Annotated in this window: 6 protein-coding genes and 4 tRNA genes; all 10 read left to right on the top strand. The window is 58.6% G+C overall.

Annotation, left to right across the window (positions count from 1 at the left end; translation table 11 throughout):
* The first annotated feature begins 1 nt into the window (after nt 1).
* Nucleotides 2-77, top strand: a tRNA-Gly gene (locus ABRP93_RS07500).
* Nucleotides 78-107: 30 nt separating this feature from the next.
* Nucleotides 108-178 (top strand) — tRNA-Cys (locus ABRP93_RS07495).
* 27 nt (nt 179-205) lie between these two features.
* Nucleotides 206-277 (top strand) — tRNA-Val (locus ABRP93_RS07490).
* 43 nt (nt 278-320) lie between these two features.
* Nucleotides 321-396, top strand: a tRNA-Gly gene (locus ABRP93_RS07485).
* A 223-nt stretch (nt 397-619) separates the two neighbouring features.
* Nucleotides 620-1,192, top strand: a complete 573-nt coding sequence (locus ABRP93_RS07480; protein WP_349887508.1) for a copper resistance CopC family protein — start codon at nt 620-622, stop codon at nt 1,190-1,192.
* Entirely contained in the window at nt 1,192-1,809 is a 618-nt protein-coding gene (locus tag ABRP93_RS07475) for a copper chaperone PCu(A)C (RefSeq protein WP_023022613.1), read from the top strand. The genes ABRP93_RS07480 and ABRP93_RS07475 overlap by 1 nt, the downstream gene beginning before the upstream one ends.
* A 2-nt stretch (nt 1,810-1,811) precedes the next feature.
* Entirely contained in the window at nt 1,812-3,038 is a 1,227-nt protein-coding gene (locus ABRP93_RS07470) for a Dyp-type peroxidase (protein WP_349887507.1), read from the top strand.
* A gap of 77 nt (nt 3,039-3,115) precedes the next feature.
* Nucleotides 3,116-5,179 carry a threonine--tRNA ligase gene (thrS, locus tag ABRP93_RS07465; RefSeq protein ID WP_349887506.1) on the top strand — a complete coding sequence of 688 codons (2,064 nt, stop codon included), beginning with the start codon at nt 3,116-3,118 and terminating at the stop codon, nt 5,177-5,179.
* Nucleotides 5,166-5,735 (top strand): HIT family protein, encoded by a 570-nt coding sequence (locus tag ABRP93_RS07460; RefSeq protein WP_349887504.1) that lies wholly within the window; start codon nt 5,166-5,168, stop codon nt 5,733-5,735. Before thrS ends, ABRP93_RS07460 begins: the two co-directional genes overlap by 14 nt.
* Entirely contained in the window at nt 5,728-6,336 is a 609-nt protein-coding gene (gene pgsA / locus ABRP93_RS07455) for a phosphatidylinositol phosphate synthase (RefSeq protein WP_349887503.1), read from the top strand. The genes ABRP93_RS07460 and pgsA overlap by 8 nt, the downstream gene beginning before the upstream one ends.
* The last annotated feature ends 54 nt before the right edge of the window (nt 6,337-6,390 follow it).

Genomic DNA, 6,390 nt, shown 5'->3' with positions numbered 1-6,390 from the left:
TGCGGATGTAGCGCAGTTGGTAGCGCATCACCTTGCCAAGGTGAGGGTCGCGAGTTCGAGTCTCGTCATCCGCTCCAGCACTGTATTGTGTGAGGCGGTATCGCCACGGTGGAATGGCCGAGTGGTGAGGCAACGGTCTGCAAAACCGTGCACACGGGTTCGATTCCCGTTTCCACCTCAACGTTTTAATGCCTTCGGGCATTGGGCGCGATTAGCTCAGTGGGAGAGCGCTTCCCTGACACGGAAGAGGTCACTGGTTCAATCCCAGTATCGCGCACGAGGGTCATCTGATGCCCCTTGGTGAATCTCTTGATTCACCTGCGGATGTAGCGCAGTTGGTAGCGCATCACCTTGCCAAGGTGAGGGTCGCGAGTTCGAGTCTCGTCATCCGCTCCATCCAAGCCGCCTTGTCACCAAGGCGGCTTTTTTGTATCCGGCACACCCCACACTTCTGAAGTGATGGAGATCGCAGACTTTTTCGCTTCGGTGCGGAACTATGGAGATACGGTTACCGACTATTGAAGAGACGCACTGATGACCACGATTGTCACCAAGACATTCGTTGGGATTAGGATGTCTTTGCATGCACACGCAAAATTCAGAACTGAAGGAGCTGAAAATGAGCCATCGCGTACCTTGGTTGCGCCGCACGGCAGTGGCGGTGGGAGCTACCGCGCTTATCGTGGGCGGATCCGCACCTGTAGCACTGGCGCACGATTCCGTCGTGGGCGGAACCGTAAAGGAGGGCGACCAGCTCGAGGAGTTTCCTGCGGAAATTACCCTGGAGTTTTCCGGTATCCCAAAGGACCAGTTCAACACCTTTGCGGTGACCAATAAGGACACTGGCGAACAGGTCTTTAGCCAGGAGCCGGAGCTCGATGAACGCGATCTGACGATCACGACTCCAGATGATGTCGATCCCGGTCCAGGTAACTACCAGGTGGGCTACAACATCACCTCCTCGGATGGCCACGCCACGCGCGGTGGAGTCTCATTTACGGTGAAAGGCGAGGACAGCGATGGTGCTTCTTCCACCGACGCTGCAGATGCAGATGGAGCTGCAGATTCTTCGAGCGATATGCCCACCTCGGTGAAACTCATCCTGGGAGTGGGCGGTGTGCTGGCCATAGCGGCCGTGCTCGCTTTGTTGATTGCTAAAACCCGTCGAAATGACTCGAAAGGTCACAAATAATGACTAATAAAATTTCCCACCTGATTGCTGGCGTATCCCTCAGCGCCCTAGTTCTCGCTGGTTGCTCCCCGGATAACGAAAACGATTCCAATAACTCAGAGTCGACTTCGGCTGCTTCTTCAACTGCAGAAACCAGTGAATCCACCGCGGCGGCGGATAAGGACCTGACCTTCGAGGACGCCGTCGTACGTGCGAACGAAGACAAGGATATGACCGCCATCTTCGGCACCTTGGTCAACCACTCGGATGAAGACATCGAGATCACTGGTTTCTCCACGAACCTGGACGCAGAGATGAACCAGATTCACGAGACCGTCGATGGTCAGATGCGCGAAAAGTCCAGCCCCTTGGTCATCAAGGCCGGCGAGAGCCATGAACTTGCGCCAGGTGGCGACCACTTCATGCTGATGGGAATGAAGGAAGGCATCATGCCTGGCGATTCCCTTGAGCTCAAGGTGACCTTGTCTGGCGGCGACGAGATGGACTTAGGTCCCATCCAGTCCCGGACCATGGGTGCCGGCGATGAGGACTATGGCGACATGGACGGCATGGACCACGATCACTCCGGCCACGATCACTCCGGCAAGGACGACGAGAAAGAAAACCACACGCACTAATCATGACGGGATTCAGCAGAAGGGGATTTCTCACCGGCGCTGCGGTGTCTACCAGCGCGTTCGCGCTGGTGGGGTGCAACGCGGATAGAACAACACCAAACGCTGAAGCGGAGGAGAGCACTCCGCTTGCCGATGCCACCGTGACTTTCGACGGCCCACACCAGGCCGGCATTGACACGCCGGAGCAAGCGCACCTGAACTTGGTGGGCTTTGATCTCAAAGGGGGCATCGGCAAGCAAGGCTTTGCCCGCCTGATGAAGCTGTGGACCGAGGATGCGCGTGCGCTGTGCACGGGCCAGCCCCCGTTGGGGACTTTGGAGCCGGAAATGGTGCGCCAGCCTGCGAACCTCACCATTACGTGTGGGCTGGGCGAGCGCATTTTCTCGCTGCTGGGTGTGGATAAGCCGGAGTGGCTTGGCGATGTCCGCGCCTATTCCCGCGACCGATTAGAAGAAAAGTGGGGCCAGACTGACATCGTCCTGCAAATTTGCAGCGATGACCCGCTGATGAATACTTATGCGCTCCGGCACATGGTGCGCTCAGGCGAGCACTATGCCGAAGTTAACTGGCTGCAGCAGGGCTTTATCAACGCCTACGGCAGCCACGAAAAGGGCGAGACCGCGCGCAATATGTTTGGTCAAAAGGATGGCACCGTCAACCCGCACGGCGATGAAGAATTCGCGGAGCAGGTCTGGATCGAGGACGGACCAGAGTGGCAGCGGGGTGGTGCGGCCATGGTGGTGCGCCGCATCCGCATGAACCTCGATACCTGGGAAAAGCTGGATCGGCCTTCCCGCGAAAATGCGGTGGGCCGAAAGCTGGAAAATGGGGCTCCGCTTACGGGTGATAAGGAATTCGATGAGGCGGACTTTAAGGCCACGGATGAATTCGGCCTGCCCGTCATTGATAAAAACTCCCACATGGCGCGCGCCACTGCGCCAAAGGACCACCCGGAGCAAAAGATTTTGCGCCGCCCCTATAACTACGAGCTGCCGCCGGATGGCAAGGATGGCCAACTATCCAATATTGGGCAGATCTTCATCTGTTACCAGCAGGATCCCACCAAGCAATTCGAGCCCATCCAGGCGCGCCTTGATGGAGCGGACCTGCTGAATGAGTGGCTGACCCACATCGGTTCGGCGATGTATTTCTGCCCGCCGGGAACCAAAGGCGGCGATGGTAAAGAAACGTGGTGGGCGGAATCACTTTGCACGCATGCTGGCCTGTAGAATGACGATCCGTAAATTTAACTAGTGGATGCGGCCAGGTATGCCGTATCTGCGCGAGCGCAAAAAGGAGCGCGAATATGGCGGAACTTATTCCCGCAGCACCGGTAAATTACGAATCCTTCACCGTGCCGGCCGGGCAAGCGGTTGGCGCGGTCCTCCGCGAGCTGGCCCTGCCTAATAAGGGCCCAGAGGCCGTCGTGGTAGTCCGCGGCGTGGACGGTACTCTTTTTGACCTCTCGCACACCCCAGATGAGGAATCGACGTTTGTCCCGGTAGCCGCCTGTGAGGAAGATGGCCGCGCCGTCATTCGCCACTCCTGCGCCCACGTCATGGCCCAGGCCGTGCAAGCTGAATTCCCCGGCACCAAGCTGGGAATTGGCCCATCCATTGAAAACGGCTTCTACTTCGATTTCCAGACCGCTGAGCCCTTCACCCCGGAGGATCTCAAGGCCTTGGAAAAGCGGATGAAGAAGATCATCAAGGGTGGCCAGCGCTTCGAGCGCCACACCTACGCGTCCACGGCTGAGGCAGAGCAGGCCTTGCAGGATGAGCCCTTCAAGCTGGAACTTATCCAGGACAAGGGCAATGTGGACCCGGATTCCGACGAGGCCGCCGAGGTGGGTGCCGGCGATCTGACGCACTATGACAACGTGAACCCGCGCACCAATGAGGTGGAATGGTTTGACCTGTGCCGCGGCCCGCACGTTCCCACCACGAAATACATCCCAGCCTTTGCCCTGACCCGTTCGTCCGCCGCCTACTGGCGCGGCGACCAAGCCAACGCTGGCCTGCAGCGCATCTACGGCACCGCCTTCGAGTCCAAGGACGCATTGGCCGCCTACCAGACCATGGTGGAAGAGGCAGAAAAGCGCGATCACCGCCGCCTGGGCCAAGAATTAGATCTCTTCTCCTTCCCGGATGAGATTGGTTCCGGTTTCCCCGTATTCCACCCCAATGGCGCGACCGTACGCATGGAGATGGAAAACCACTCCCGCAACCGCCACGTGCAGGCGGGCTACTCCTTTGTCAATACCCCGCACATCACCAAGGGCGACCTCTTCCGTAAATCCGGCCACCTTGATTTCTACTCCGATGGCATGTTCCCGCCGATGCAGCTCGATGGCGAGTATGACGCCGAGGGAAATACGGTCAAGGAGCCGCAGGACTACTACGCCAAGCCGATGAACTGCCCGATGCACAACCTGATCTTTGCATCCCGCGGCCGTTCCTACCGTGAGCTTCCGCTGCGCCTTTTTGAATTCGGTACGGTCTACCGCTACGAAAAGTCCGGCGTGGTGCATGGCCTGACCCGTGCGCGCGGCTTTACCCAGGACGATGCTCACATTTACTGCACCGAGGAGCAGCTGGAAGAAGAGCTCACCCAGGTTCTGGACTTCATCATTTCGCTGCTTGAGGATTACGGCCTCTCCGATTTCTACTTGGAGCTTTCCACCAAGGACCCCAATAAATTTGTCGGCTCCGATGAGATTTGGGAGCGCTCGACCACGATCTTGCAGTCCGTGGCAGAAAAGTCCGGTCTTGAGCTCGTTCCTGACCCTGAGGGTGCGGCGTTCTATGGGCCGAAGATCTCCGTTCAGGCCCGCGATGCCATTGGACGTACCTGGCAGATGTCCACGGTGCAGCTGGACTTCAACCTGCCCGAGCGCTTTGAGCTGGAATACACCGCACCCGATGGCACGAAGAAGCGCCCGATCATGATCCACCGTGCCCTCTTCGGCTCCATCGAGCGCTTCTTCGGTGTGCTTCTTGAGCACTACGCGGGCGCATTCCCAGCGTGGTTGGCACCGCACCAGGTCATGGGCATCCCAGTCGCGGATGACTTCGTGCCGCATCTGGAGGGCGTCGCCGCAAAGCTGCGCCGCAAGGGCATTCGCGCGGATGTAGATACCTCCGATGACCGCATGCAGAAGAAGATCCGCAACCACACGACGGGCAAGGTGCCCTTCATGTTGGTCGCCGGTGCTCGCGATGTGGAAGCCGGTGCGGTGTCCTTCCGCTTCTTGGATGGCACGCAGGTCAACGGCGTGCCCGTCGATGAGGCCGTTGAGCTCATTTCCACGTGGGTGGCAGAGCGCATTAACGAACAGCCGACAGAAGAGCTCATTCGTGCCCGGCGCTAATCCGCAAAAGGGACATAGCGAGGAGACATTCGTCGATACCGGTGCCGGTGAGCCGGACCGGTTGGAGCGACTGTGGGCGCCGTACCGGATGGCCTATATCGCGCAGCGGTCCGAGGATCCCTTCGTGGAAGCGCCCAAGGGTAGCGATGAGGATGGGCTGATCATCGCGCGCGGCAAGACGGTATATGCGCTGCTCAATCTGTTTCCCTATAACGCCGGCCACCTCATGGTGGTGCCATACCGCAAGGAATCCCAGCTGGAAAACCTCACCGAGGAGGAATCCCACGAGCTCATGACCTTTGCCCAAAAGGCCGTGCGGGTGCTCAAGCGCGTGTCACGCCCAGAGGCCATTAATGTGGGCTTTAATCTGGGGCGCGCATCCGGCGGCTCGGTGGGAGACCACCTGCATTTGCATGTGGTGCCAAGGTGGCCCGGGGATAGTAACTTTATGACTGTCCTCGATGGGACTAAGGTATTACCGCAACTACTGCAAGACACTCGTCGTGTGCTGGCAGAGGGTTGGCGTGACATGGAAGAGGAGGACTCGCGTGCTTAGCGTGCATGGGCGAAAGCCCGCCGCCGTGGTGGTGGAACCTATAGCCAAGACCTTTTTAAAGTTGGGATTGACTCCCAACTTGGTCACGGTTGTAGGCACTATTGTGACCATCGCCATTTCGGTGATCCTCATTCCTACCGGCCACCTGTTTATCGCCGCCGTATTATCCGGCCTCTTTGCCGCCTTTGACATGCTCGATGGCACCATGGCGCGCCTGACCGGTAAATCGAGCGCTTTCGGCGCCACGCTGGATGCGAGCTGTGACCGCATTACCGATGGCGCGTTATTCTGCGCCATCGCCTGGTGGCTGGTGTATACCGCAGACGCGTCCAAATGGACCGTGGTGGCCTGCCTCATTACCTTGGTATGCTCCCAGGTCATTTCCTATATCAAGGCTAGGGGAGAGGCCTCCGGTTTCACCATGGTAGGTGGCCTGATTGAGCGTCCCGAGCGCCTCATTCTGGCCTTAGGCGGAATCGGCCTAGAGGGCTTGGGCGTAGAGTACGCCGCAGCGGTATCGCTGTGGATCTTGGCGGTAGGCTCAATATTTACCGTGTACCAGCGCATTGCCATTGCAGCGCGCCAAGACGCCGAGATGTAAATCAAGCGAACATGGGCGCAGCGGGGGCTATCGTTCCGGCTAGTTCGTGGTTTG

This window comes from Corynebacterium sp. KPL2850, assembly GCF_040225855.1.
In the GTDB taxonomy this organism is placed as follows: Bacteria; Actinomycetota; Actinomycetes; order Mycobacteriales; family Mycobacteriaceae; genus Corynebacterium.
The sequence above is the reverse complement of the archived record's forward strand: the minus strand, read 5'-3'. Positions and strand labels throughout refer to the sequence as shown.